Source organism: Pelomonas parva (genome assembly GCF_043555835.1).
Classification (GTDB): Bacteria; Pseudomonadota; Gammaproteobacteria; order Burkholderiales; family Burkholderiaceae_C; genus Pelomonas; species Pelomonas parva.
The window spans coordinates 311,761-335,866 of record NZ_JBIGHV010000005.1; the positions used below are offsets into that span (position 1 = coordinate 311,761).

Annotated in this window: 24 protein-coding genes; 8 read left to right on the plus strand and 16 right to left on the minus strand. The window is 67.9% G+C overall.

What is annotated here, in order from left to right; translation table 11 throughout:
* Positions 1-20: 20 nt before the first annotated feature.
* The 10 genes from eno to ACG00Y_RS15260 all read right to left on the minus strand — a co-directional run bounded on the left by eno (position 21) and on the right by ACG00Y_RS15260 (position 13,103).
* Complete coding sequence (gene eno, locus ACG00Y_RS15215; protein ID WP_394480218.1) at positions 21-1,307, minus strand: phosphopyruvate hydratase; 1,287 nt, start codon at positions 1,305-1,307, stop codon at positions 21-23.
* A 95-nt stretch (positions 1,308-1,402) separates the two neighbouring features.
* On the minus strand, positions 1,403-2,641 hold the full coding sequence (locus ACG00Y_RS15220) for a DUF3999 family protein (RefSeq protein WP_394480220.1): 1,239 nt from the start codon (positions 2,639-2,641) through the stop codon (positions 1,403-1,405).
* A 1-nt stretch (position 2,642) separates the two neighbouring features.
* Entirely contained in the window at positions 2,643-5,315 is a 2,673-nt protein-coding gene (locus ACG00Y_RS15225; protein WP_394480222.1) for a DUF2339 domain-containing protein, read from the minus strand.
* A 5-nt stretch (positions 5,316-5,320) separates the two neighbouring features.
* On the minus strand, positions 5,321-5,608 hold the full coding sequence (locus ACG00Y_RS15230) for a DUF1330 domain-containing protein (protein ID WP_394480223.1): 288 nt from the start codon (positions 5,606-5,608) through the stop codon (positions 5,321-5,323).
* A gap of 4 nt (positions 5,609-5,612) precedes the next feature.
* Positions 5,613-6,470 (minus strand): 3-deoxy-8-phosphooctulonate synthase, encoded by an 858-nt coding sequence (gene kdsA, locus ACG00Y_RS15235; protein WP_394480629.1) that lies wholly within the window; start codon positions 6,468-6,470, stop codon positions 5,613-5,615.
* 2 nt (positions 6,471-6,472) lie between these two features.
* Positions 6,473-8,119: a CTP synthase gene (locus tag ACG00Y_RS15240; protein ID WP_394480225.1), complete on the minus strand. Its 1,647-nt coding sequence runs from the start codon at positions 8,117-8,119 to the stop codon at positions 6,473-6,475.
* A 63-nt stretch (positions 8,120-8,182) separates the two neighbouring features.
* Positions 8,183-8,977 carry an alpha/beta fold hydrolase gene (locus ACG00Y_RS15245; RefSeq protein WP_394480227.1) on the minus strand — a complete coding sequence of 265 codons (795 nt, stop codon included), beginning with the start codon at positions 8,975-8,977 and terminating at the stop codon, positions 8,183-8,185.
* Positions 8,974-11,499, minus strand: a complete 2,526-nt coding sequence (gene mutS, locus ACG00Y_RS15250) for a DNA mismatch repair protein MutS (RefSeq protein ID WP_394480631.1) — start codon at positions 11,497-11,499, stop codon at positions 8,974-8,976. Before mutS ends, ACG00Y_RS15245 begins: the two co-directional genes overlap by 4 nt.
* Before the next feature lie 120 nt (positions 11,500-11,619).
* Positions 11,620-11,934 carry an energy transducer TonB gene (locus tag ACG00Y_RS15255; protein WP_394480228.1) on the minus strand — a complete coding sequence of 105 codons (315 nt, stop codon included), beginning with the start codon at positions 11,932-11,934 and terminating at the stop codon, positions 11,620-11,622.
* A gap of 227 nt (positions 11,935-12,161) precedes the next feature.
* Positions 12,162-13,103 (minus strand): inositol monophosphatase family protein, encoded by a 942-nt coding sequence (locus ACG00Y_RS15260; protein ID WP_394480229.1) that lies wholly within the window; start codon positions 13,101-13,103, stop codon positions 12,162-12,164.
* A 107-nt stretch (positions 13,104-13,210) separates the two neighbouring features.
* Between ACG00Y_RS15260 and ACG00Y_RS15265 the strand changes: the two genes are divergently transcribed.
* The gene (locus ACG00Y_RS15265) at positions 13,211-13,945 is read left to right on the plus strand and encodes an RNA methyltransferase (protein ID WP_394480231.1); all 735 of its coding nucleotides are present in this window, start codon (positions 13,211-13,213) and stop codon (positions 13,943-13,945) included.
* Positions 13,946-13,986: 41 nt separating this feature from the next.
* Positions 13,987-14,763: a serine O-acetyltransferase gene (cysE, locus tag ACG00Y_RS15270; RefSeq protein ID WP_394480233.1), complete on the plus strand. Its 777-nt coding sequence runs from the start codon at positions 13,987-13,989 to the stop codon at positions 14,761-14,763.
* Between the two features lie 5 nt (positions 14,764-14,768).
* Here the strand turns inward: cysE and ACG00Y_RS15275 are convergent, their stop codons facing one another.
* Genes ACG00Y_RS15275 through yjgA form a run of 4 tightly spaced genes read right to left on the minus strand, consistent with a single transcriptional unit; the run spans position 14,769 to position 17,223 of the window.
* Positions 14,769-15,269 (minus strand): hypothetical protein, encoded by a 501-nt coding sequence (locus ACG00Y_RS15275; protein WP_394480235.1) that lies wholly within the window; start codon positions 15,267-15,269, stop codon positions 14,769-14,771.
* Positions 15,262-16,104 (minus strand): hypothetical protein, encoded by an 843-nt coding sequence (locus ACG00Y_RS15280; RefSeq protein ID WP_394480237.1) that lies wholly within the window; start codon positions 16,102-16,104, stop codon positions 15,262-15,264. Before ACG00Y_RS15280 ends, ACG00Y_RS15275 begins: the two co-directional genes overlap by 8 nt.
* Positions 16,105-16,118: 14 nt before the next feature.
* The gene (gene mog, locus ACG00Y_RS15285) at positions 16,119-16,691 is read right to left on the minus strand and encodes a molybdopterin adenylyltransferase (RefSeq protein WP_394480239.1); all 573 of its coding nucleotides are present in this window, start codon (positions 16,689-16,691) and stop codon (positions 16,119-16,121) included.
* On the minus strand, positions 16,684-17,223 hold the full coding sequence (gene yjgA / locus ACG00Y_RS15290) for a ribosome biogenesis factor YjgA (RefSeq protein ID WP_394480241.1): 540 nt from the start codon (positions 17,221-17,223) through the stop codon (positions 16,684-16,686). The genes mog and yjgA overlap by 8 nt, the downstream gene beginning before the upstream one ends.
* A gap of 57 nt (positions 17,224-17,280) precedes the next feature.
* On the opposite strand from yjgA, the gene pmbA reads away from it, so the two are divergent.
* The 6 genes from pmbA (at position 17,281) to ACG00Y_RS15320 (ending at position 23,153) form a co-directional block, all read left to right on the plus strand.
* The gene (gene pmbA, locus ACG00Y_RS15295) at positions 17,281-18,648 is read left to right on the plus strand and encodes a metalloprotease PmbA (protein WP_394480242.1); all 1,368 of its coding nucleotides are present in this window, start codon (positions 17,281-17,283) and stop codon (positions 18,646-18,648) included.
* Positions 18,649-18,698: 50 nt separating this feature from the next.
* A complete protein-coding gene (locus ACG00Y_RS15300; RefSeq protein ID WP_394480244.1) occupies positions 18,699-19,850 on the plus strand; it encodes an ABC transporter substrate-binding protein in 1,152 nt (383 codons plus the stop codon).
* 69 nt (positions 19,851-19,919) lie between these two features.
* Complete coding sequence (locus ACG00Y_RS15305; protein WP_394480246.1) at positions 19,920-20,801, plus strand: branched-chain amino acid ABC transporter permease; 882 nt, start codon at positions 19,920-19,922, stop codon at positions 20,799-20,801.
* Between the two features lie 2 nt (positions 20,802-20,803).
* On the plus strand, positions 20,804-21,658 hold the full coding sequence (locus ACG00Y_RS15310) for a branched-chain amino acid ABC transporter permease (RefSeq protein WP_394480247.1): 855 nt from the start codon (positions 20,804-20,806) through the stop codon (positions 21,656-21,658).
* Positions 21,659-21,660: 2 nt separating this feature from the next.
* The gene (locus tag ACG00Y_RS15315) at positions 21,661-22,434 is read left to right on the plus strand and encodes an ABC transporter ATP-binding protein (RefSeq protein WP_394480250.1); all 774 of its coding nucleotides are present in this window, start codon (positions 21,661-21,663) and stop codon (positions 22,432-22,434) included.
* Positions 22,431-23,153, plus strand: a complete 723-nt coding sequence (locus tag ACG00Y_RS15320; RefSeq protein ID WP_394480252.1) for an ABC transporter ATP-binding protein — start codon at positions 22,431-22,433, stop codon at positions 23,151-23,153. Before ACG00Y_RS15315 ends, ACG00Y_RS15320 begins: the two co-directional genes overlap by 4 nt.
* A gap of 81 nt (positions 23,154-23,234) precedes the next feature.
* Here the strand turns inward: ACG00Y_RS15320 and ACG00Y_RS15325 are convergent, their stop codons facing one another.
* Together ACG00Y_RS15325 and ACG00Y_RS15330 are read right to left on the minus strand one after the other, a co-directional pair.
* Entirely contained in the window at positions 23,235-23,579 is a 345-nt protein-coding gene (locus ACG00Y_RS15325; RefSeq protein WP_394480254.1) for a protein tyrosine phosphatase family protein, read from the minus strand.
* 10 nt (positions 23,580-23,589) lie between these two features.
* A complete protein-coding gene (locus ACG00Y_RS15330) occupies positions 23,590-24,036 on the minus strand; it encodes a GatB/YqeY domain-containing protein (RefSeq protein WP_394480256.1) in 447 nt (148 codons plus the stop codon).
* Between the last annotated feature and the right edge of the window lie 70 nt (positions 24,037-24,106).

The following is a 24,106-nucleotide window of genomic DNA, read 5'->3' on the forward strand; positions in this document are numbered from 1 at the left end:
GGCGGGGGCTGCCGAAAGGATCACTTCAGGTTGTAGAAGGCAGCACGGCCCGGGTAGACCGCCACGTCGCCCAGGTCTTCTTCGATGCGCAGCAGCTGGTTGTACTTGGCCATGCGGTCCGAGCGCGACAGGGAGCCGGTCTTGATCTGGCCGGCGTTCAGGCCGACGGCGATGTCGGAGATGGTGCTGTCCTCGGTCTCGCCCGAGCGGTGCGAGATGACGGCCGTGTAGCCGGCGCGCTTGGCCATCTCGATGGCGGCGAAGGTCTCGGTCAGCGTGCCGATCTGGTTGATCTTGATCAGGATCGAATTGGCGATGCCCTTGTCGATGCCTTCCTTCAGGATCTTGGTGTTGGTGACGAACAGGTCGTCGCCGACGATCTGCACGTTCTTGCCCAGGCGGTCGGTGAGGATCTTCCAGCCGTCCCAGTCGCCTTCGGCCATGCCGTCTTCGATGGAGATGATGGGGTACTTGTCGACCCAGGTGGCCAGCATGTCGGTCCACTCCTGCGAGGACAGCTGGATGCCGCCTTCGCCTTCCAGCACGTACTTGCCGTCCTTGTAGAACTCGCTGGCGGCGCAGTCCAGGCCCAGGGCGATCTGCTCGCCGGCCGTGTAGCCGGCCTTGTCGATGGCGTCCAGGATCAACTGGATGGCCGCTTCATGGTTCTCGACGCTGGGCGCGAAGCCGCCTTCGTCGCCGACGGCGGTGGAGATGTGCTTGTCGTGCAGGATCTTCTTCAGCGCGTGGAAGACCTCGGCGCCCCAGCGCAGCGCCTCGCGGAACGACGGTGCGCCCACGGGGATGATCATCAGTTCCTGCAGGTCCAGCGAGTTGTTCGCATGGGCGCCGCCGTTGATGACGTTCATCATCGGCACGGGCAGCTGGTTGCCGTTCATGCCGCCGAAGTAGCGGTACAGCGGCAGGCCGGACTCTTCGGCGGCGGCGCGGGCCACGGCCATGGACACGGCCAGCATTGCGTTGGCTCCCAGGCGGCTCTTGTTCTCGGTGCCGTCCAGGTCGATCAGCGTCTTGTCCAGGAAGGCCTGCTCGGCGGCGTCCAGGCCGAGAACGGCCTCAGAGATCTCGGTGTTGATGTGCTCGACGGCCTTCAGCACGCCCTTGCCCAGGTAGCGGCTCTTGTCGCCGTCACGCAGCTCGATGGCTTCGCGCGAGCCGGTGGACGCGCCCGAGGGCACGGCCGCGCGGCCCATGACGCCGGACTCCAGCAGCACGTCGCACTCGACGGTGGGATTGCCGCGGCTGTCGAGGATTTCTCGACCGACGATGTCAACGATGGCGCTCATTCAGTATCTCCAGGGAAGTGAAAAATTCGGGCGGGCGCAGTGTGCCAAAGGGGCGTTACCGCGTCACATCAATCGGCCGGTGCAGGCGCGGGAGTTTAAGTGCTGGCTTCGTGCGTTGGCCCCTGCTTCCACAGCCGCCATGTCACGGCGGCGAGCGCGGTGACGCCCAGGCCCAGCACGGCCCACAGCAGCAGGCGGCGGGGCGGCAGCGAAGGTTCGTCGGCTTGCGCCGTGAAGGGGCCGAGGCTGGCGCTGCCCAGGCGTGACCGCTCGCGCGGCCAATCGGGCACGACATCGGCGAGCGGGCGCGGGCCGGCCTCGACGGCGGTCTTGCCGACCTGCAGGCTGAACGGCGGCTCGCCCTGCGCGGCCCAGACAAGGCGGGCGGTGCGCACGGTCCAGCTCAGCTGCAAGCTGCTGGACGGTGGCAACGCCGCACCGCGCGGCGGCAGCAGGCGCAGCTCGCTGGCGTTCAACGACAGCGGCAGCGCGGGCGCCGCATCGGCGGTGTCGCCGCTGCGGTCGACGCGGTAGAAAACGCTGCGCGCGACGGTCTGCCAGGCGGCCTTGGGGCTTGATCTCGTCTGCACCTGCAAGGGCAGCACCCAGGTGCCTTGGGTGCCGGTGAGCGACAGACTCAGCAGCGGCTGCGGGCCTCCCAGCGGCACAACCCAGCCGCCGTCGGTGTCGGGTGCGGACAAGATCGCGGTGCGGGCCAATTGGCTGGGCGCTGCGCCGGCGGGCTGGGCGAGCAGCGTGGCGCCGTTCGGCTGCACGCTGCGGGCCGAGTCGTCCCAGACGAGGCGCAGATAGCGCTGCGGTCGGGCGGGCAGGGCCACCAGCGGCTGGCTCAGCGGCGCGCCGTCACCGGTGCTCACGCCCAGCAGGTGGCCGGTGCCGAGCGGGCGCCAGGCCTGCAGGTCGGCGCTGGTCTCCAGCCGATAGCCGGCCTGAAAGGGTGCAGCGTCTGCCGGCCAGCGCAGGCGCAGCTGCTGCGGCTCGGCGGTCCAGTGCTCCGGCTCGCCCAGGTCGAGCAGCCAGCCGGCTGGCGACTTGTTTGGCGGCGCCGAGGCCGGCTGGGGCGCGGGCGGCAGCGCGAACAGCTTCAGCTCGCGCTCGGGCAGCACGATGACGCTGTCATCCGGCAAAAGCGCGAACGGCACGCGGCGGCCTTGCGCGTCGAGCAGCTGCCAGTCGCTCAGGTCGCTGGCCAGGCTGTGCCGCCAGGCCTCGGCGGTGGCCTCCAGCTTCAGGAAGGGCGCGGCCTGCGTGACCTCGACCGGCGCGCGGTGGGGTGCTGCACTGGCCGCAGTGGCGGCCAGGAGGATCAGCATTTCAAACAGGTGGTTTTTCATCTCGTGGAGAGCCAGCCGAACCGGAAGCACCAGGCAGAGGCGCGACATAGCCGATCACCAGCATCAAGACGCCCACGCCGATGAAGGAGACGATGCGCAGCACGGTGCCGCTGCCCTGCAGGTCGAACACCATCAGCTTCAGCACGACGGCGCCCAGCAGCACGGCGCCGGCCAGCCAGGGCGCGCGCTGCTGGCGGCGTGTGCCGAGCAGCATCAGCACCAGCGCCAGCGCGCTCCACAGCAGGGCCAGGCCGGTCTGCACGCCGCGCGAGTCCAGCCAACCGTCGACGTGATACGGCACGCCGCCCCAGTGGTGGAAGCAGCGGATCAGCATGCCGTTGAGCCACAGGAAGGCCAGGCCGGCAGGCACCGCCAGCATCTGAATCGGCAACTTCGCGGCGGCCGGGCTGCGCAGCCAGGCGACGACGGCCAGCAGCGCGGCGGCGATGCCGAGGTCCAGCGGGTTCAGCACCGGGATATAGGGCAGGGGCTGGGCGCTGCCGGGGCTGGCCCAGTTGGCGATCAGCACCCAGGCTGCCAGCGCGAGGCTCAGCACAGCGGCGCCGGCCTGGGCATAGGCCGCAGGTGCCAGGCGCAGCGGCCAAGCCTGTCGCTCGGGTAGGCACTTCTGCTGGTGCAGTACGGCGGCCAGCAACAGCGTGGGCACCAGCAGCCAGCCCAGCCAGCCCCAGGCGCTGCCGGGGTCACCTAGATCGGCGGTCCAGTGGCGGCCCTGCAGCGCGCCCAGCAGCGCGAACGCCAGCAGGCTGCCGGCATGCGTGGCGTTGCGCAGCAGCGCGGGCCAGTGCGGTGCCGTGCGTTGCAGCACCAGCGCCTGAGCCGCCCAAACCAGCGGCAGTGCCCAGATGCCGCCTGCCGATAGCGGCGCGCCATGCAGCACCGTGCCCAGGATGCCCAGCAAGCCCCAGACCGGCAGCAGCAGCGAGGTGGGCCAAGCGGCGGTGGGCCAGCGCCATAGCGCCTGCATGCCCAGCAGTAGCGCGCTGATTGAGGCGACCAGCGCGACGCTGACGGCCCACTCGTGCGGTGCCTGCACCCACTGGTCCAACACGATGCCCGCCGCGACCGCGAGCCACAACGCGCCCCAGCCGACCAGCGCAAACGCGACGCCCGCATGCCAGGGCCGGCTGTCGTCACGGCCCAGGAAGCGCGCGGCGCCCAGGCCGGCGGCGGCGATCAGCAGCGCGTTGAGTAGTTGCGATGGCGCATGAGAGGCGTCACCTTGGGACATTGACCACACCAGCGTGAAGCCGCCTAGCGCCATCAGCGCCAGGCCACTGGCCAGCACGCGCAGGCGGCGCTGTCGCAGGCCCAGCCACACGGCGCCTGCGCCCTCCAGCGCCCACGCGCCGGCGGTGGCTTCGGCGCTGAGCGCGAAGGGGATGACCAGCGTGCCGAACACCGCGCCCAGCGCGATGAAAGCCTCGAACACCAGCGCGTGGGCTGGGCGGCGGCGCACCCACGCGGCCAGGCCCACATAGGCCGCGCCGATCAGCAGCGCGGCCAGGGCGATGGCCATCGAGTCCGGCTTGAGCAGCGCGTACTGCATGCCTGAGCCGAACACCGGCACGCCGAACAGCAGCGTGGACTGCAGCCAGCGCTCGGGCTCCTGAGCGCGGCGACCCGGCATCAGCAGCACGGCGGTGAACAGCAGCCAGAAGGCGATCAGGAAGCCCTGGGCGACGGCGTAGTCGGCGGGCGTGTAGCCGGTTAAGCCCCAGGCGCTGGCGATCAGTGCCGTGAAGCCGAAGGCGATCAGGTTCAGCCGTGGCCAGTGCTTGAACCAGGCGACCAGCGCCACGCCCAGGCCCAGCACCAGGTAGTAGCCCAGCAGCATCGCGATGGCCCCGCCGCCGGTCGACAGCAGCAGCGGCGTCGCATAGCCACCCAGCGCCGCGACGACGGCCAGCGCCTGCGCGTCCTGCTTGACCGCCAGCAGCGCGGCCAGCAGGGAGACGGACAGCATCAGCGCGAACACCAGCGCCAGCGGCTGCAGGCCGGCCAGCTTGACGGCGGCGAACAGCGTCAGGTAGACCACGGCCACGCCGCCGCCCTGCAGCAGCAGGCTGTAGCCACGCGAGCGAACGCGCAACCGCCAGCCGATGGTCAGCAACGCAACGCCGGTGGCGCCGATGCCGGCCAGGCGCACTTCCAGCGGCAGCGTGACGTTCTCGGCCGCGAAGCGGGCCAGGAAGGCCAGGCCCAGGAAGAGCATCGCCAGCCCGACCTTGACGATGGTGTTGGCCGCCGCGATGCGCTGGGCCCAGGCGGGCATGGGGATGGGGCGGCGCGGGGTGGGCGCGGGAGGCGGCGGGGGTGTCGGCCTGGGTGGTTGAGATGAGGCGACCGGCGTTGCGATGACAGGCGGCACTGGGACGGTGCTTGCCGCTTTGGTCAGCTCGGGCGCGGGCTCGGGCATTGCGACAGGCGCTTGCACGGCAGCAGGCTGAGCTGCCACTGCCGGTGCGGGCGCGCGTGCCAGCAATTGCTGCTCCAGGCTGGCGATGCGCCGGCCTTGCTGCATCTGCTGCCAGAAAAGCCAGCCGACGGCGGCACCGAGGAACGCGCCGATCAGGCTCTCGGCAGCAATGCCGCCAAACAGCGCGCCCAGCAGCAGTGCGACGATGGCCACGCCGCTTACACGCCTTCGATCAACACCATGCGCATGACTGCAATGCCCTCGCGGGCTTCACGCGCAGCGCCGTACTCGGGCGAGTCGTAGAAGGCCTGCGCGGCTTCGGGAGTCGGGAACTTCAGCAGCACGACGCGGTCGGGCGACCAGTCGCCTTCCAGCACGGTCGTCTTGCCGCCGCGCACCAGCACCTCGGCGCCGTGCTCCTTCATGGCCAGCGTCGACAGGCGCCGGTAATCCTCGTACTGCGCTGGGTTGGTGACCTTGACGTTGGCGAGGATGTAGGCAGCCATAGATTCAGCAGGAAAAGTCGTTTTCCAAGAGAGGCTGTTGCTTGACCACGCGATCCAGTGCCACCAACTGCGCCAGCAGCGTCTTCATGTGCTTGAGCGGCACGGCATTGGGCCCATCGCTGAAGGCTTCGGCCGGGTTCGGGTGTGTCTCCATGAAGAGACCCGCCACCCCCGCGCCCACGCCAGCCCGGGCCAGCACCGGCACCATCTCGCGGGCACCGCCGCTGGAGCCGCCAAGGCCGCCGGGCTTCTGCACCGAGTGGGTGACGTCGAACACCACGGGCGCGCCGGTGTTGCGCATCTCGGCCAGGCTGGTCATGTCGGCGACCAGGTTGTTGTAGCCAAAGCTGACGCCGCGCTCGCAGGCCAGGAACAGGTCTTCGGACAGGCCCACCTCGCGCGCAGCGGCGCGGGCCTTGTCGATGACGTTCTTCATGTCCCAGGGCGCGAGGAACTGGCCCTTCTTGATGTTGACCGGCTTGCCCGACTGCGCGACCGCACGGATGAAGTCCGTCTGGCGGCACAGGAAGGCCGGCGTCTGCAGCACGTCGACGACGCTGGCGACCTCGGCCACCTGGGTGGCGTCGTGCACGTCGGTCAGCACGGGCAGGCCCGTCTGGCGGCGTACCTCGTCGAGGATCTTCAGGCCGGCTTCCATGCCGACACCGCGCTTGGTGGTGCCGGACGAGCGGTTCGCCTTGTCAAACGAGCCCTTGTAGATCAGCGGGATGCCAAGCGAGTCGCAGGCCTCCTTCAGCAGGCCGGCCACGTCGAGCGACATCTGCAGGCCTTCGATGGAGCAGGTGCCGGCGATCAGGAAGAAGGGCTGGTCGATGCCGACATCGAATCCGCAGAGCTTCATGGTCATGCGTCCTTCTTGTGGTTCAGCGCGGCCTTGATGAAGGCCGTGAACAGCGGGTGGCCGCCCCAGGGCGTGGACTTGAACTCGGGGTGGAACTGCACGCCGACGAACCAGGGGTGGACCTCGCGCGGCAGCTCGACCATCTCGGTCAGCTTCTCGCGCTGGGTGATGGCCGAGATGACGAGGCCGGCCTGTTGCAGGCGGTCCAGGTAATGCTCGTTGGCCTCGAAACGGTGGCGGTGGCGTTCAGTGACGACCTTGCCGTAGATGTCGAAGGCCAGCGTGCCGGGCTTGACGTCCGAGCTTTGCGCGCCCAGGCGCATGGTGCCGCCGAGGTCGCTCTTCTCGTCGCGCTTCTGGATGCTGCCGTCGGCGTCCTGCCACTCGTCGATCAGCGCGATGACGGGGTGGGGCGTGTCGGGTTCGAACTCGGTCGAGTTGGCGCCTTCCAGGCCGGCCAGGTGGCGGGCCACCTCGATGGTCGCGACCTGCATGCCCAGGCAGATGCCCAGGTAGGGCAGCTTGTGCTCACGGGCGTACTGGGCGGCCAGGATCTTGCCTTCCACACCCCGCTTGCCGAAGCCGCCGGGCACCAGGATGGCGTCGAACTTGCCCAGTTCACCGACGGTCTCCGGCGTCAGCGTCTCGCTGTCGACGTATTCGATCTTCACGCCGGCATGGTTGTGAATGCCGGCGTGGCGCAGCGCCTCGTTGAGCGACTTGTACGAGTCCGACAGGTCGGTGTACTTGCCGCACATGGCAATGGTGACTTCGGTCTTGGGGTTCTCGACCTCATAGACCAGCGTGTCCCATCGCTTCAGGTCAGCGCTCTTGGTGTTGAGCTGCAGCTTGGTGCAGATGAGCTGGTCCAGCCCCTGCTCGTGCAGCAGGCGCGGCACCTTGTAGATGGTGTTCACGTCCCACATCGAGATCACGCCGTACTCCGCGACGTTGGTGAACAGCGAGATCTTCTCGCGCTCGTCGTCGGGGATGCGGCGGTCCGCGCGGCACAGCAGCGCGTCGGGCTGGATGCCGATCTCGCGCAGCTTCTGCACCGTGTGCTGGGTGGGCTTGGTCTTCAGCTCGCCGGCTGCGGCGATCCAGGGCACATAGGTCAGGTGGACGAAGGCGGTGTTGGTCGGGCCGGCCTTCAGGCTCATCTGGCGCACGGCTTCCAGGAAGGGCAGGGACTCGATGTCGCCCACCGTGCCGCCGATCTCCACGATCGCCACATCGGCCGCGTCCGGCGTGCCGATGCCGGCGCCGCGCTTGATGAATTCCTGGATCTCGTTGGTGATGTGCGGGATCACCTGCACCGTCTTGCCGAGGTAGTCGCCGCGGCGTTCCTTCTCGAGCACGGTCTTGTAGATCTGGCCGGTCGTGAAGTTGTTGGTGCGCCTCATCCGGGTGGTGATGAAGCGTTCGTAGTGGCCCAGATCGAGGTCGGTTTCGGCACCGTCGTCAGTGACGAAGACTTCACCGTGCTGGAAGGGCGACATCGTGCCGGGGTCGACGTTGATGTACGGGTCCAGTTTGATCAGGGTGACTTTGAGGCCGCGCGATTCGAGGATGGCAGCCAGGGAGGCCGACGCGATGCCCTTGCCTAGCGAGGACACCACACCGCCAGTGACGAAGACGTATTTGGTCATGTCTTGCAGCGCGCCAGAACAGCGCGCTGAGGTGGAAATTGCGATTGTAAGAGAGGCGGCCGGTCAGCCCAGCAGATCGAGCACCAAGTCCGCCGTGTCGTCGGGCTTCTCGAAGGGATACAGGTGCGAACCCTCCACCCAGCGCCAGTTCTCGCCGGCCAGCTTCTTGGATGCCGCTGCGCCCGCCTGGCGCAGCTCGGCCGAGCGCGTGCCGCCGACGAATGCGACCGGGCATTGCGGTGGGCGTAGGCGCAACAAGAGCGGCAAGTGGTGTGGCAGCGTGCGGTAGACGTGGGCTTCGACCTCGCGGCGAAAGCGCAGCTGGACCTGGCCGTCGGCCTCCTCGAAGCCGGCGGCGATGTAGTCGGCCAGCACGCGCGGGTCCCAGCGGGCGAACATCTTTTTGGCGGCGAAGTGCTGGTGCACGGCCTCGCGGTCGGGCCAGGCATGGCGGCGCTCGCGGGCGATCTTGGACGGGCCGTAGCGGTGGATGAGCCCGGTCGTCTTGGCGACGGCGACGGCGGCGGCCTTGAAGCCTGCCACCACGGGCGAGTCCAGCATCACCAGGCGGTTGACGAGGTCGGGGCGGCGGCAGGCGGCCATCAGGCTCAGCATGCCGCCGAGCGAATGGCCAGCCAGCGCGACCTGACCCTCGGGTCTCACGTCGTTGTCGATGAAGTGGATGAGCTGGTCGCGCAACTTGCGCCAGTCGCCGGTGACCGGGAAACGCGGGTCATGGCCGAAGCGGTCCAGCGCCTCGACGCGCCAGCCGGCGGCGCGCCAATGGTCGAACAGCAGGCGGTAGCAGCCTGCGGGGTAGCTGTTGGCATGAGAGAAGACGAGGACTTTCTCGCTCATGTCTTGGCGATCTTCTTCAGCCTGTAGAGCGCCTCGAGAGCTTCGCGCGGCGACAGCGCATCGGGGTCGATGCCGTCCAGCGCGGCGACCAGCCCGCTGGGCTCGGGCAATGGCGGCGGAGCCGGGGGCGCCGCGAACAGGTCGAACTGATCGTCCTCGGCGTTCTGCCGTGCTTCCAGCGCTTCCAGCGTCGCGCGTGCCTGGCGCACCAGGCTGGCCGGCATGCCTGCCAGGCGCGCGACCTGCACGCCATAGCTGCGGCTGGCCGGGCCGGGCTGCAGCTCGTGCAGGAAGACGATGTCCTCGCCGCTCTCGACGGCCGAGACGTGCCAGTTCTGCGCCTGTGCATGCTTGGCGGGGAACTCGGTCAGCTCGAAGTAGTGCGTCGCAAACAGCGTGAAGGCGCGGGTCTTGTCGTGCAGGTGGCTGGCGATGGCCGACGCCAGAGCCAGGCCATCGAAGGTTGACGTGCCCCGGCCGATCTCGTCCATCAGCACCAGCGACTGGTCGGTCGCCGAGTGCAGGATGGCCGCGCCTTCCGTCATCTCCAGCATGAAGGTGGACTGCGCGTTGGCCAGGTCGTCGGCCGCGCCGATGCGCGTGTGGATGGCGTCCATCGGGCCGAGCCGGCAGCTCGTCGCCGGCACATAGGAGCCGATGGCGGCCAGCAGCGCGATCAGCGCGATCTGGCGCATGAAGGTGCTCTTGCCGCCCATGTTGGGGCCGGTGATGACCAGCAGCCGGGTGCGCGCGTCCAGCTTGCAGTCGTTGGGCATGAACTCGGTGCCGCCCGTCTCGGCCAGGCGCGCCTGCACGACCGGGTGGCGGCCGGCCGCGATCTCCAGGCAGGGCTGCGACACGAACTCGGGCCGGCACCAATTCAGCGTGACGGCGCGCTCGGCGAGAGCTGCGAGAGCGTCCAGCGCAGCCAGCGTGCGGCCCAGCGCGGTCAGCGGCTCCAGCCGGGTGATCAGCGCGTCGATGACCTGCTCGTACAGCAGCTTCTCGCGCGCCAGCGCCCGCTCGTTGGCGGACAGCGCCTTGTCCTCAAACGCCTTCAGCTCCGGCGTGATGTAGCGCTCGGCGTTCTTCAGCGTCTGGCGGCGCTGGTAGTCCATCGGCACCTTGTCGACCTGGCCTTGGGTGACCTCGATGTAGAAGCCGTGCACGCGGTTGAACTGCACGCGCAGGTTGGCAATGCCGGTGCGGGTACGTTCGCGGGTTTCCAGGTCGAGCAGGAAACCGTCGCAGTTCTGCTGGATGCCGCGCAGCTCGTCCAGCTCGGCATCGAAGCCGTCGGCGATGACGCCACCGTCGCGCGTCAGGATCGCAGGCTCCAGCGCGATGGCGCGCTCCAGCAGTTCAAGGATGTCGGCCGGCGGGGTCAGGCTGGCATCGCGCAGCGCAGCGGGCGTCACCGCGCGCAGCTGTGGCAGCACCTGCAGTGTCGCGCGCAGGCCGGTCAGCTCGCGCGGGCGCACCTGGCGCAGGGCGATGCGGGCGGAGATGCGCTCCACGTCGCTGACCGACTTCAGCGCCTCGCGCAGCGGCTCGAAGCCTTCCGTCTGCAGCGCCGCGATGGCGTTGTGGCGCGAGATGGCCTCGGCGCGGTCGCGCTTGGGATGCAGCAGCCACTGGCGCAGCGTGCGGCTGCCCATGCCGCTCTTGCAGCTGTCCAGCAGCGAGAACAGCGTGGGCGACGACTCGCCGCGCAGCGTCTGCACCAGCTCCAGGTTGCGCTGCGTGGCGGGCGGCAGGTCCAGCAGGTCGCTGGCGCGCTGCACGCGCAAGGACCGCACATGGGCCAGCGCGCGGCCCTGCGTGTGCTCGGCGAAGGCCAGCAGCGCGCTGCCTGCCGCATGTGCCAGGGTCAGCTCATGCGCATTGAAGCCCTGCAGGCTGGCCACGGCGAGCTGCTCGCACAGTTTGCGCTGGCCTAGAGCGGCATCGAACTGCCAGCTCGGCCGGTTCGTGACCGGGAAGCGCGCCTTCATGACGCCCGTCGGCTGCTGCTCGCGGTTCACCAGCACCTCGGCCGGCGACAGCCGCGCCAGCCAGGCCGGCAGTTCCAAGTCGCTGCATTCGGCGAGACCAATCTCGCCCTGCGTCAGCGACAACCACGCCAGCCCATGCCGGCGGCCACTGCCGCTGACGGCCAGCAGCACGGCGTCCTGCTTGTCGGCCAGCAACTCGGTGTCGGTGATGGTGCCCGGCGTGACGACGCGGACCACCTTGCGCTCGACCGGACCCTTGCTGGCACCGACTTCGCCCACCTGCTCGGCAATTGCCACCGCCTCGCCCAGCTTGATCAACTTGGCGAGATAGCTCTCCAGCGAATGCACCGGCACGCCGGCCATGACGACCGGCTGGCCGGCGCTCTGGCCGCGCGTGGTGATCGTGATGTCCAGCAGTGCATGGCACTTGCGCGCATCGTCGTAGAAGACCTCGTAGAAATCGCCCATCCGGTACAGCAGCAGCGTGTCCGGGAAGTCCGCCTTCAAGCCAAGATATTGGCTCATCATTGGCGTGTGAGGGGCGAGGTCGGGGGCGGTGTCGGCTTTCATGGGGCCGCGCATTATCTGGCGCCCCAAAAAGAGCAAGGCCCGCAGTCGCGGGCCTTGTTGATTCAGCGAAGCGCCTGATTAATCTTCGGACTTGAACACCAGCTTCACTTCGTGCGTCTGCGCGGCGCCGGTGCCTTCGAACTTCCACTGGCTCAGCGCCTCGACGGCGGCGCGGTCGAAGACGCGCTTGGGCTCGGCTTCAACCACTTCCACGTTGGCCACCTTGCCATCGCCGGCGATGGACATCTTGGCGCGCACGCTGCCCGAGTTGATGTTCTTCTTGACAGCCTCGTTCGGGTACTCAGGAGCCACCTTCTTCAGCACCTTCACATCGGCTTGCGCCAGGGAAGCTGCGGCAACGAGGGCGAGAGCGATAGCGGAGCGAGCGAACATGGAATCCTTCAGTGGGTTGGAGTGGAAGCGCTGCGGCTTGTGTGCCGCGTTGGGTCGCATTTTGGCCAGTCGACCCCCCACGTGTAAGGGGTGGTGCCGTGCACAAGTCACGGATCAAGGTTCGGGTTCACCCGTAGGCGCCAGGGCTGCCAACTCCATCACGGCCAGAAGCGGCGAAGCCCTCGCGAGGAGGGCTTCGTCAGCAGCGCAGGGCGCAGAAGAATGGGTCAGACCGGGGCGTCGCCGCCCATGTCTTCCTTCTTGAGGCGCACGGCCACGCGCTTCTTGGCCACGGGCGCGGGGGCTTCGGCAGCCACCGTGTCTGCGGCCGGCGCGGGGGCGGCGGCGTCACCCTCCTTGATGACGCGGGTGTAGGGCGACAGCATGGTGACGAGCTGGCCGTAGATCTTGGGGTTGCCCGCCACCACTTCACGCTGATGCAGATAGTCGGCTTCGCCGGTGAAGTTGCCGATCAGGCCACCGGCCTCCGTGATGATCAGCGAGCCGGCCGCCACGTCCCAGGGCTGCAGGCCGGTCTCGAAGAAGGCGTCGTAGTAGCCGGCGGCGACATAGCAGAGGTCCAGCGCTGCAGCGCCTGGGCGGCGCAGGCCGGCGCAGTGCTGCATGACTTCCTCGAACATCTTCACGTAGCGCTTGAAGTTGTCGCCACGGCGGAACGGGAAGCCGGTGCCGATCAGCGCGTCGCTCATGCGGGTGCGCTTGGACACGCGCAGGCGGCGGTCGTTCAGGAAAGCGCCGCGGCCCTTGGTGGCGTAGAAGAGGTCGTTGCGGGTCGGGTCGTAGACGACGGCCTGCTGCACCACGCCGCGATGCGCCAGCGCGATGGACACGCAGTACACGGGGAAGCCGTGGATGAAGTTGGTGGTGCCGTCCAGCGGATCGATGATCCAGACGTACTCGGAATGCTTGGCGCCGTGCGTGCGGCCCGACTCTTCGGCCAGGATGCCGTGGTCCGGGTAGGCACCCAGCAGCGTCTCGATGATCACCCCTTCTGCGGCGTGGTCGACCTCGGTGACGAAGTCGTTCGGGCTCTTGGTGTTGATGCGCAGAGCTTCGAGGTCCAGCGAGGCGCGGTTGATGATGGCGCCAGCCGCACGCGCCGCCTTGATGGCGACATTGAGCATGGGATGGTGAGACGTTTGCAGCATGCGTGGCACTCGCTGGGGAAGGGGCTGACAGGAGGAAAGAGCGGCGAGACGACGAGAGGTCGGCCCGGATAATCGCGCGATTCTAGCCGCCCGCTTGGTAGTAACCCGTGCAATCCACACGCTTCGTTCTCATCAACACCAGCCACGCCGGCAACGTCGGCGCCACGGCGCGAGCGATGAAGGTGATGGGCTTCCACGACCTGGTGCTGGTGGCACCGCGCTTTGCCGATGTGCTCTGCCACGAGGAGGCCGTGGCCATGGCTAGCGGCGCGGCGGACATCCTGGCGCGCGCCCGCGTCGTGGCCACGCTGGCCGAGGCGCTGGACGGCGTCGACCACGCCTGCGCCACCGCGATGACGCCGCGCGACTTCGGCCCGCCCACGCACGAGCCGCGCGCGCTGTTCGCCGAGCTGGCCGCACGGGAAGCGCCGCCGCGCCTGGCGCTGGTGTTCGGCTCCGAGCGCTACGGCATGAGCAATGAGGATGTCTACCGCTGCCACGCGGTGCTGAGCATCCCCACCCACCCAGACTACGGCTCGCTGAACCTGGCGCAAGCCGTGCAGCTGCTGGCCTACGACCTGCGCCAGGCCATCGGCGGCTTCGGCGTGCAGGCGCGCACGCCCGACCCCGAGCGGGCCGATGCGCGCGCCGTGCAAGGTCTGCTGGATCATCTGCAGACCGCACTGACCGACATTGGCTATCTCGACCCCGCCGCGCCGCGCAAGCTGATGCCGCGCCTGAACCAGCTCTTCAACCGCGCGGAGCTGACCAACGAGGAAGTCCACATCCTGCGCGGCATTGCCCGGCAGATGATGAAGACCGCAGGTTCAGCAGGTTCTTGACCCCGCGCCTAGACTGGCCAGCCCTTCTTTCAGCACACACCATGTTCCAGCGCCTGCGCGAAGACATCGCTCTGATCCTCGAGCGCGACCCGGCTGCCCGGTCGACCTGGGAGGTGCTGACCTGTTATCCCGGCCTGCATGCGCTGACGCTTCATCGCCGCGCGCACTGGCTGTGGACGCATGGCTTCAAGTGGCTGGGGCGCTGGGTCTCGCACTGGGGCCGCTTCCTGACCGGCATCGAGATCCACCCCGGCGCCAAGTTCGGCCGCAAGGTTTTCATCGACCACGGCATGGGCATCGTCATCGGCGAGATGGCCGAGATTGGCGAGGGCTGCACCATCTACCAGGGCGTGACGCTGGGCGGCACTTCGCTCGTGAAAGGCGCCAAGCGGCACCCGACGCTGGGCCCGGGTGTCATCGTCGGTGCCAATGCTTGTGTGCTGGGCGGCTTCACGGTCGGCGCCGGTGCGCGCATCGGCTCGGGCGCTGTCGTCACCAAGGCCGTGCCGGCGGGCGCGACTGCAGTCGGCAACCCGGCCCGCATCATCGAGGCCGCCAGCGAGCAGGCCCGCGAGGAAGCTGCCGCCCGAATGGGCTTCTCGGCCTACGGCGTGGCCCAGGGCGACGACCCGGTGGCGCTGGCCATGCGCGGCCTCATCGACAGCGCCTCGGGCCACGAGCACCAGATCGCGCTGCTGTGGGACGCGGTGTGCAAGCTGTCGACTGAGCTGGGCAAGCCGGTTGGCGATTGCGTGCCCTGCGATGCTCAGCGGGACGAGACTTTCGATGCGGCGGAGATGAACCGGCTGGTCAAGTAGGCGCGTCAGCGCTGTTGCCGCGTGCTCTCGTCGCGCAGGAACCTGGCGATCTCTGCGTCCTGCTTCCGGATGGCGCTGGCTGTGTCAAAAACAGGATGCGACATGCCACACAGGCTGGCGACCCAGTGCTTGTTCTTGGTCAGGTACAGCAGGTGGTGGCGTGCTTGCGTCCAGCGCTCGTAGCCGCACATCGACCCGTCGACCTTTTCGACGACGAGTGCGGTGCCGACTGCGAAGTCACCCTTCCAGCGATGTTTGACGACGAGGTGCAGCAGCGGGCGGAGGTGCAGGGGCGAGTGCCACCCGAGAACGTGGTCCCGCGATAGCCAGGAGGTGGTGGGTTCGGACGACTCGCCCATGATTTCCGCCAACACCACAGCCTGAGAGAACGCCCAACGTTCACGCCAATAGGCCGCCTCGTCATCGCCCGGCGGTACGCATGAGCAAGCCTGCACCGAGCCAGCGGCTGCGGCCAGCAGGGTGACGGCCAGAAGCAGTTCACGCATAGCGGCTCCACTTTGAAGGCCAATGGGCCAGCAAAAGGCCGGCGAGTACGGCAGCAGCAACTGGCACCAGCAGTACAAGCGCAGGCAATACCGGCATTGCGTATAGGTCTGCGCGGCTGTTTTCCGGGTCCAGCACGGTCCTGGCCGTGAGTGCGCACCAGATGCTCACGAGCGCCAGGGCTGGCACTTTGGACAGGCGCTGGTTTGACGGCCAAAGCAGCTTCAATGTGAAGCCGGCGGCGAACCCGCTCAATGAGTAGTAAAGCGCGATCACGAAGTCGGCTGACGCCGGTGATTCGCCGGCCCAGGCGAACGCCAGGCCAAGGAAATTCAGTTTCGAGGGGTGCATCAGCACGATCAGGCCGGTGGCAATGCTGGTCAGGCCTGCGAGCAAGACGTGAAGGGACGGATGGCGACTCAACACCGGCGCCACCCGCCGTCGAAGCTGGATGGCCAGCGCGACGGCACATCCAACCCAGATCAAGGCCATGACAAGCAAGAGCGCGATGTCCATCGACCAGGCAAAGTCGTTGACCCAGCGCGCATGTGTGCCGGCTTCAAGGATGACGAAGAGCACCGCTGCAATGACGGGTCCGAGCCAGACGCGCCTGATCAGCCGTGCAGTCATCACGCCGGCGACAACGAACGACGAGATCCCGGTCCCCAGCGGCAAAGCGCCGTTCCCATGCAACCGCCAGTGGCTCGACGCGTCATCGATGAGCGTGACGGGAAGCAGGGCATACCAGAGCACCAGCAGCCCGAGGATCAAGGTTTTCAGCGCGGCAAGCGTTAGTCGCATCCATCCGAGTCGAAGCCGTGCGAATGCCCTGGACATCGCAGGGTCTCGGCTCAGGCCTGGCTCGGTCGGATCGCCGCCTTCGGCCGGAACGCCTTGCAGACCTCGTCTCTCGTTTCCATGTACGGCCCGCCGATCAGATCGATGCAATAGGGCACCGCCGCGAAGATGCCGCTGGCTTTCTCATGCCCCGCCAGCGTCTCGGCGATGGCCTTGGGCTGGCCGGGCAGGTTGATGATGAGCGCCCGGCCGCGGATGACGGCGACTTGCCTAGACAGGATGGCCGTCGGCACGAAGTGCAGCGAGATCTGGCGCATCTGCTCGCCAAAGCCCGGCATCTCGCGGTCGGCCACGGCCAGCGTCGCCTCGGGCGTCACGTCGCGCGGCGCGGGGCCGGTGCCGCCGGTGGTCAGCACGAGGTCGCAGCGTTCGGTGTCGACCAGATCGATGAGCGCCGCCGAGATGCCGGCCTGCTCGTCGGGGATGAGGCGGGGCACGAACGTGATGGGGTTGTGCAGCGCGCTCGTCAGCCAACTTTGTAGCGCGGGCAGGCCCTTGTCTTCGTAGACGCCGCTGGAGGCACGGTCGCTGATCGACACGATGCCGATGCGAACAGGCTCACTCATCGGTATCAGCTGCAGGCTCAGACGCCTTGATGAACTGGAACAGCTCGCGGTACGCGCGGCCGCTGCGTTTTTCGGGCTCGTTGGCCGCGTCCTTGCGCGCAGCACGCACGAGGTTGCGCAACTGCTGGATGTCGACATCGACATGACCGTCGATGAACTGCTGCAGCGCCGCGTCGTCGGCCAGCAGCAGCTCGCGCCAGCGCTCCGACTGGTGCAGCCGCAGGCTGTCCGACGCATGGCCCAGCTTGAACGCAGCCACCGCCTCGCGCACCGGCTCGGGGTCGATCTTGCGCATCAGCTTGCCGATGTACTGCATCTGCCGGCGCTTGCCTTCGAAGTTGGTGATCTTCTTGGCGTGGCGCAGCGCGTCGTACAGGATCTCGGGCAGGGCCAGTGGCTCCCAGCGGCTCTCGGGCAAGGCGAGCAGGTCCTCGCCGAGCTTCTGCAGCGCGGTCATGTCGCGCTTGAGCTGGGACTTGCTGGGGCGGTCGAAGTCGTCGTCGTCTTCGAAATCAGGGGTGTCTTCTTGCATCGGAGGCCGTGTTCAGCGAGTCCTATGATTGTCGCCCACTCGATTTGCCTCGCATTCATGTCCCACGCCCAAGACGGTTTCGCCTACAGCCCCGCGCAGTTCCAGCAGTGGATTGAAGACGCCCTCGCCGAGGCGAAGAAGCTGGGCGCCAGCGACGCAGGCGCCGAGGTGTCCGAGGGCTGCGGCCTGTCGGTGTCGGCGCGGCTGGGCCAGCTGGAGAACGTGGAGCGCAACCGCGACAAGTCGCTGGGCATCTCGGTCTACCTGGGTCAGCGGCGCGGCAATGCCAGCACGTCGGACTTCTCGCCGCAGGCCATCCGCGACACGGTGCGCGCAGCCTATGACATCGCCCGCTTCACGGCCGAGGACGAGTTCGCCGGCCTGCCCGACGCGGCCGACCTGGCGCTGGACGCGGCCGCCCGGCCCGAGCTGGACCTGTTCCACCCCTGGGCCATCGACGCGGCCCAGGCCGCCGAGATCGCGCTGCGCTGCGAGGCTGCGGCGCTGGGCGTGGACAAGCGCATCACCAACAGCGAGGGCGCGGCCGTGTCGGCGCAGCAGTCGCACTTCTGGATGGGCAACACGCGCGGCTTCCGGGGCGGCTATGCCAGCTCGCGGCACTCGCTGTCGGTCGCGCCGATTGCCGGCCGCGGCTCGGGCATGCAGCGTGATGCCTGGTACAGCTCGATGCGCGCTGCGACCGACCTGGCCTCGCCTGAGGCCGTGGGCCGCTACGCCGCCGAGCGCGCGCTGTCGCGCCTGAAGGCACGCAAGGTTGCGACGGCCGAGGTGCCAGTGTTGTTCGAGAGCACGGTCGCTATCGGCCTGCTGGGCGCGCTGGTGCAGGCCACCAGCGGCGGCGCGCTCTACCGCCGCACCACCTTCCTGCTCGACAGCCTGGGCAAGCCGGTCACGGCACCGCACATCGACATTTCCGAAGACCCGCACTTGCCCAAGGGCAAGGGCAGCTCGCCGTTCGACGACGAAGGCGTCGCCACACGCGCCCGCTCGGTCGTGGACGGCGGCGTGCTGCAGGGCTATTTCCTGTCCAGCTATTCGGCGCGCAAGCTGGGCATGAAGACGACCGGCCATGCCGGCGGCTCGCACAACCTGCGCATGACCAGCCGCGCCACCGCGCCCGGCGACGACCTGCCGACGATGATCCGCCGCCTGGGCCGTGGCCTGCTCGTCACCGAGCTGATGGGGCAGGGCGTGAATTACGTGACCGGCGACTACTCGCGCGGCGCCAGCGGCTACTGGGTCGAGAACGGCGAGATCGCCTACCCCGTCCACGAGGTGACGATCGCCGGCAACCTCAAGGACATGCTGCAGAACATCGTCGGCATCGGCACCGACGAGTATTCGATGGGCACCAAGACCGTTGGCTCGGTGCTGGTCACCGGCATGAAGCTGGCCGGCAACTGAGTGCGCTGCCAGCAACCGAGTTCGCACAAGACAACAGGAGCATCCGCACAATGATCACTCGCACACTCAAGCCGCTCGCCGTCGCCGCCTTCATCGCGCTGGCCGGTGTGGCCCAGGCCGCCGACATCAAGCTGGGTGTCGCGGAGGCGCTGTCGGGCGGTGCCGCGCAGTACGGGCTGAGCATCCGCAACGGCTTCCAGCTCGCGGCCGACGAGATCAACGCCGCAGGCGGCATCAACGGCAACAAGTTGGTGTTGGTCGTCGAGGACGAGCAGGGCAAGAAGGAGGAGGCGATCAATGCCTTCAAGAAGCTGATCTTCCAGGACAAGGTGCTGATGCTGTTCGGCCCCACGCTGTCCAACTCCGCCCAGGCCGCCAACCCCATCGCGCAGGCGGCCAAGGTCGTCGTCTTCGGCACGTCCAACACGGCCGACGGCATCACGTCCATTGGCGACCACGTGTTCCGCAACTCGGTGACCGAGGCCGACGTGCTGCCGGTGACGCTGTCCACGGCCGTCAAGAAGCTGGCCATCAAGAAGGTCGCCGTGCTGTACGGCAACGACGACGTCTTCACCAAGAGCGGCTACGACAACTTCAAGAAGGCGCTTGAGGCGCAGAAGATCGCCGTCACCACAACCGAGACCTTTGCCAAGGGCGACGTCGACTTCAAGGCGCAGTTGACCAAGATCAAGGCCAGCAACCCCGACGCGCTGGTGCTGTCCGCCCTCATCGCCGAAGGCGCGCCGATCATGGTGCAGGCCCGCCAGCTCGGCCTGAACGTGCCGGTCATCGGCGGCAACGGCATGAATTCGGTCAAGGTGTTCGACCTCGCCAAGGGCGCGTCCGACGGCCTGTGGATCGGCAGCCCCTGGTCCGTCGAAAACCAGACCAAGGAGAACAGCGCCTTCGTCGTCGCCTTCACCAGGCTGCACAAGTCCGCGCCCGACCAGTTCGCCGCGCAGGCCTATGACGCGATGTACATCACCGCGCAGGCGCTGAAGAAGGTCAAGCTCAGCGGCGACCTCGCCAAGGACCGCGCCGCGTTGCGCAGCGCGCTGCCCGACGTGAAGTGGACCGGCGCCACCGGCGGCTTCGCGTTCCGCCGCGCTGTCGACAAGGCTGGCAAACCGGCCGGCTACGACGCCAACCAGACCGCCATCGTCAGCGTGACGAAGAACGGCCGCTACGCGATCGAGAAGTAGCGCGGTACGTCTGCCGCTGCTGCCTGCGGCTTCCCGTCGCAGGCCTTGTCTTTTGTCCGGGTTCCTCACGTGCTTGAACAGCAGCTCTTTAACGCCCTTTCGCTGGGCAGCGTGTATGCGCTGTTCGCCCTCGGCTTCACGCTGGTGTTCGGTGTGCTGGGCGTCGTCAACCTGTCGCACGGCGCGGTGTTCATGGTCGGCGCCTATGCGGCGCTGCAGGCCGTCCTCAAGCTGAACCTGCCGCTGGCCGGCGCGCTGGCGGTGGCCTTCCTGGCGTCGGGCCTGCTGGGGCTGCTGATCGATGTGCTGGTGTTGCGGCCGCTGCGGGCGCGCAATGCGCCGCACCTGATCCCGATGATCGCCACCATCGGCCTGGCGATTGCGCTGAACAGCCTGGCGCAAGGCATCTTCGGCGCCGAGAACCTGCGCTTCCCGGCCGAGGTCCTGCCGCACGCCACGCTGACCATCGCCGGCCTGCATGTCACGGTGCTGGAGCTGGGCATCATCCTGCTGTCCTTCGTGCTGATGGCCGTGCTGCTGCTGGTGCTGCGCGGCACGCAACTGGGCCGCGCGCTGCGCGCCATCGCCGAGTCGCCCAAGGCGGCGGCGCTGCTGGGCATCAACGTGGGCGGCCTGTTCATGCTGACCAGCTTCTTCGCCGCCGGCCTGGGCGGCGTGGCCGGCGTGCTGATCGGCCTGTACTCCAACGCGCTGTACCCGCTGATGGGCCAGCCCATCCTGCACAAGGGCATCGCCGTCATCATCCTGGGCGGCATGGGCGACATCCGCGGTGCGATGCTGGCGGGGCTGTTCCTGGGCTTTGCCGAGGTGCTGTCGGTGGCCTACATCGGCTCGACGATGCGCGACGCGGTCGGCTTTGGCCTGCTGTTCGCCGTGTTGCTGCTGCGGCCAAAAGGCTTGTTCGGTACCGTCAACGAACGCAAGGTCTAGCCGTGGAAGCGTTCGACAACTTCTGGGCCGTCTACAGCAACCTGGTGCTCACGCTGGGCACCAACTCGCTGCTGGCGCTGTCTATCTACCTGACGCTGTCCTGCGGCATGCTGGCCATGGCCAACGGCGCTTTCATGGGGATCGGTGCTTACACGGCGGCGCTGCTGACGATGAATGCCGGCATGCCGTTCCCGGTCGCGCTGGCGGGCGGCATGGCCGCACCCGCGCTGGTGGCGTTGCTGATGGGCGGGCCCACGCTGCGGCTGTCCGGTGTCTACCTGGCGATGGCCACGCTGGCCTTCGGCGAGGTGGTGCGCATCTTCATCCTCAACACCGAGGACTGGACCGGCGGCGCCCTGGGGCTGAACGGCATTCCGCCATCGACCCAGTGGTGGCATGTCTTGCTGGCGCTGCTGCTGGCATGCGCGGTGCTGGCGCTGCTGCGCTGCTCCAAGGTCGGGCGGGCCTTCGAAGCCATCAAGCTTGATGAGACGGCAGCCGGCCTGATGGGCATCGACGTCAACGCCCACAAGATGCTGGCCTTCGTGCTGGGTGCGATGCTGGCCGGTCTGGCCGGTGCACTCAACGCGCACCTGACCTTCTTCATCGGCCCCAACGAATACGGCTTCGACCGCGGCGTCGAGATCCTGACCATGACCATCCTCGGCGGCATCAATGGCCTGATGGGACCGATCTCCGGCGCCGTCATCCTGACGTTGCTGCCCGAGTTGCTGCGCGGCCTGGCGGACTTCCGCAACGTGTTCAACGGGCTCATCCTCGTGGTGATCGTGCTGTTCCTGCCGCGCGGCCTGTGGGACCCGGCGCGGCTGCGCGCGCTGCTGGGCCGGAGGCGCTGAGCATGCTGACGCTGCAATCCGTCTCGCGCCACTTCGGCGGCCTCAAGGTGCTGCAGGACGTCAGCTTCGACGTGCCAGCCGGCGGCATCTTCGGCCTCATCGGCCCCAACGGCGCCGGCAAGACCACCGTCGTCAACCTCATCACCGGCCTGCTGCCGCCCACGTCGGGCGACATCCTGTTCAACGGCGAAAGCCTCGTCGGCCGCAAGCCCCACCGCATCACCGCCAGCGGCGTGGCGCGCACCTTCCAGAACATCCGCGTGTTCAAGGAGATGACGCTGCTGGAGAACGTCATCGTCGGCATGCATGGCCGGCTGGCCTATGGCCCGGCCGGGCTGCTGCTGCGCCTGCCCAGCTTCCGCGCCGCCGAACGCGCCGCACGTGACCGGGCGCGCGAGTTGCTGTCCTGGATGAAGCTGGACCACAAGGCCGATGACATTGCCGACAACCTCAGCTATGGCGAGCAGCGCAAGCTTGAACTCGCCCGTGCGCTGGCCACCGAGCCCAAGCTGCTGTTGCTGGATGAACCGGTGGCCGGCATGAACGGCGCCGAGAAGACCGAGCTGATGGCCGAGATCCGCAACATCCAGGCGCGCGGCTACACCATCTTCATGATCGAACACGACATGCGCTTCGTGATGGGCCTGTGCGAGCACATCGCCGTACTGAACTTCGGCCGCATCATTGCCCAGGGCGGGCCTGAAGCCGTGCGCAACGACCCGCAGGTCATCGAGGCCTACCTGGGTCGCGATGACGACGAAGAGGTGGCGGCATGAGCGCGCAAGCCTTGCTCAGCGTGCGCGGGCTGAGCATCAACTACGGTCACGTCAACGCGGTACGCGGCATCGATCTCGACCTGGCCGCCGGCGAGATCACGGCGCTGGTCGGCGCCAATGGCGCCGGCAAGACCACGACGTTGATGGCGCTGTCCGGGCTTGTGAAGAAGGCTGCAGGTGCCGTGCACTTCGATGGTCAGGACATCTCAGCCATGGCGCCACACCGCATCGTCGCCAGCGGCCTGGTGCAGGTCGCCGAAGGCCGGGCCACGCTGACGACGCTGACCGTGCGAGAGAACCTGGACCTGGGCGCCTACACGCGCCGCGATGGCGCCACCGCACGGGCACGCGATGTCGATCGCATCTATTCGCTGTTCCCGCGCCTGGCCGAGCGGGCAACGCAGATGGCTGGCAGTCTGTCCGGTGGCGAGCAGCAGATGCTGGCCATCGGCCGCGCCTTGATGGCCAAGCCTCGGCTGCTGCTGCTGGACGAACCGTCGATGGGTCTCGCGCCCCTCATCGTGCAGGACATCTTCCGCACGCTGAAACGCATCAACGCCGAAGGGCTGACGATCTTCCTCGTCGAGCAGAACGTGAAGCAGGCGCTCAAGCTCGCCCATCGCGCCTACGTGGTGGAGAGCGGCGAAGTGGTGCTGCAAGGCCGCGGTGCCGAACTGCTGGGCGACCCGCGCGTGCAGGCCGCCTACCTCGGCCACTGAGACGCGACCGGGCACAGTGCCTGCGCACTGTGCGACGCGTGCCGAAGGACAGGCCCCTGCAGGGGCCGGGCATGAGCGGGTTCAGCCGAGCTGTTGAGCCTGGACGAACAGGCGCGTCGAGCGCGCGCCGGAGCGGCAGAACACCAGCAGCGGCCGTGGCAGCTCCTGCAACAGCTGTGCGAAGGCGGCGATCTCCTCCGGCGACTGGTAGCCGCCGGCCACCGGCAGATGGCGGTATTCCAAACCGGCGGCTTTCGCGGCGGTCTCCATCTCGGCCGAGGTCGGCTGGTCCGGGCCATGCTCGAAGTCGGGCCGGTTGTTGACCACGCTCTTGAAGCCCATCGCGGCGGCTTCGGCCATGGCTTCGGGCGACAACTGCGGCGCAGCGCAGATGTCGGGGGCGATCGCTTGCAGGGGCAGGCTCATGGTGATCTCCTTACTTGGCCAGCGCGGCCTTGACCGCGGCGGATACCGTGCTCATCTCGGCCGAGTTGCCCAGCGCGGCCTTGGCGGCAGCCATGACCTTGCCCATGTCGGACGGACCCGTAGCACCCAGTTCGACAAGGATCGCGGCGACCTTCTCCGCCACGGCCTCGGCCGACAGGCGCTCGGGCAGATAGGCCTGCAGCACGGCCAGCTCGGCGGTTTCCTTGGCGACGAGGTCGTCGCGACCGGCGGCGCTGAACTGGCTGATCGAATCCTTGCGCTGCTTGATCAGCTTGTCGACGATGACGACGAGAGCCATGTCGTCCACGACGACGCGCTCGTCCACTTCCTTCTGCTTGACGGCGGCCAGCAGGCCGCGGATGGTCAGCAGACGGTCGGCGTCCTTGGCGCGCATGGCGGCCTTCATGTCTTCGGTGATGCGGTCTTTGAGGCTCATGGGGAGGTCCGATTCAAAAAGACAAAAACCCGCGACAGCGTCCTGTGGCGGGTTTTGGAGTTCACCGGAA

What these genes read in the sequence shown, in the direction of transcription:
- eno (WP_394480218.1), bottom strand. Translation starts at nt 1,307, where the DNA reads ATGAGCGCCATCGTTGACATCGTCGGTCGAGAAATCCTCGACAGCCGC.
- ACG00Y_RS15220 (WP_394480220.1), bottom strand. Translation starts at nt 2,641, where the DNA reads ATGCTGATCCTCCTGGCCGCCACTGCGGCCAGTGCAGCACCCCACCGC.
- ACG00Y_RS15230 (WP_394480223.1), bottom strand. Translation starts at nt 5,608, where the DNA reads ATGGCTGCCTACATCCTCGCCAACGTCAAGGTCACCAACCCAGCGCAG.
- kdsA (WP_394480629.1), bottom strand. Translation starts at nt 6,470, where the DNA reads ATGAAGCTCTGCGGATTCGATGTCGGCATCGACCAGCCCTTCTTCCTG.
- ACG00Y_RS15240 (WP_394480225.1), bottom strand. Translation starts at nt 8,119, where the DNA reads ATGACCAAATACGTCTTCGTCACTGGCGGTGTGGTGTCCTCGCTAGGC.
- ACG00Y_RS15245 (WP_394480227.1), bottom strand. Translation starts at nt 8,977, where the DNA reads ATGAGCGAGAAAGTCCTCGTCTTCTCTCATGCCAACAGCTACCCCGCA.
- mutS (WP_394480631.1), bottom strand. Translation starts at nt 11,499, where the DNA reads ATGATGAGCCAATATCTTGGCTTGAAGGCGGACTTCCCGGACACGCTG.
- ACG00Y_RS15255 (WP_394480228.1), bottom strand. Translation starts at nt 11,934, where the DNA reads ATGTTCGCTCGCTCCGCTATCGCTCTCGCCCTCGTTGCCGCAGCTTCC.
- ACG00Y_RS15260 (WP_394480229.1), bottom strand. Translation starts at nt 13,103, where the DNA reads ATGCTGCAAACGTCTCACCATCCCATGCTCAATGTCGCCATCAAGGCG.
- cysE (WP_394480233.1), top strand. Translation starts at nt 13,987, where the DNA reads ATGTTCCAGCGCCTGCGCGAAGACATCGCTCTGATCCTCGAGCGCGAC.
- ACG00Y_RS15275 (WP_394480235.1), bottom strand. Translation starts at nt 15,269, where the DNA reads ATGCGTGAACTGCTTCTGGCCGTCACCCTGCTGGCCGCAGCCGCTGGC.
- ACG00Y_RS15280 (WP_394480237.1), bottom strand. Translation starts at nt 16,104, where the DNA reads ATGTCCAGGGCATTCGCACGGCTTCGACTCGGATGGATGCGACTAACG.
- mog (WP_394480239.1), bottom strand. Translation starts at nt 16,691, where the DNA reads ATGAGTGAGCCTGTTCGCATCGGCATCGTGTCGATCAGCGACCGTGCC.
- yjgA (WP_394480241.1), bottom strand. Translation starts at nt 17,223, where the DNA reads ATGCAAGAAGACACCCCTGATTTCGAAGACGACGACGACTTCGACCGC.
- pmbA (WP_394480242.1), top strand. Translation starts at nt 17,281, where the DNA reads ATGTCCCACGCCCAAGACGGTTTCGCCTACAGCCCCGCGCAGTTCCAG.
- ACG00Y_RS15300 (WP_394480244.1), top strand. Translation starts at nt 18,699, where the DNA reads ATGATCACTCGCACACTCAAGCCGCTCGCCGTCGCCGCCTTCATCGCG.
- ACG00Y_RS15315 (WP_394480250.1), top strand. Translation starts at nt 21,661, where the DNA reads ATGCTGACGCTGCAATCCGTCTCGCGCCACTTCGGCGGCCTCAAGGTG.
- ACG00Y_RS15320 (WP_394480252.1), top strand. Translation starts at nt 22,431, where the DNA reads ATGAGCGCGCAAGCCTTGCTCAGCGTGCGCGGGCTGAGCATCAACTAC.
- ACG00Y_RS15325 (WP_394480254.1), bottom strand. Translation starts at nt 23,579, where the DNA reads ATGAGCCTGCCCCTGCAAGCGATCGCCCCCGACATCTGCGCTGCGCCG.
- ACG00Y_RS15330 (WP_394480256.1), bottom strand. Translation starts at nt 24,036, where the DNA reads ATGAGCCTCAAAGACCGCATCACCGAAGACATGAAGGCCGCCATGCGC.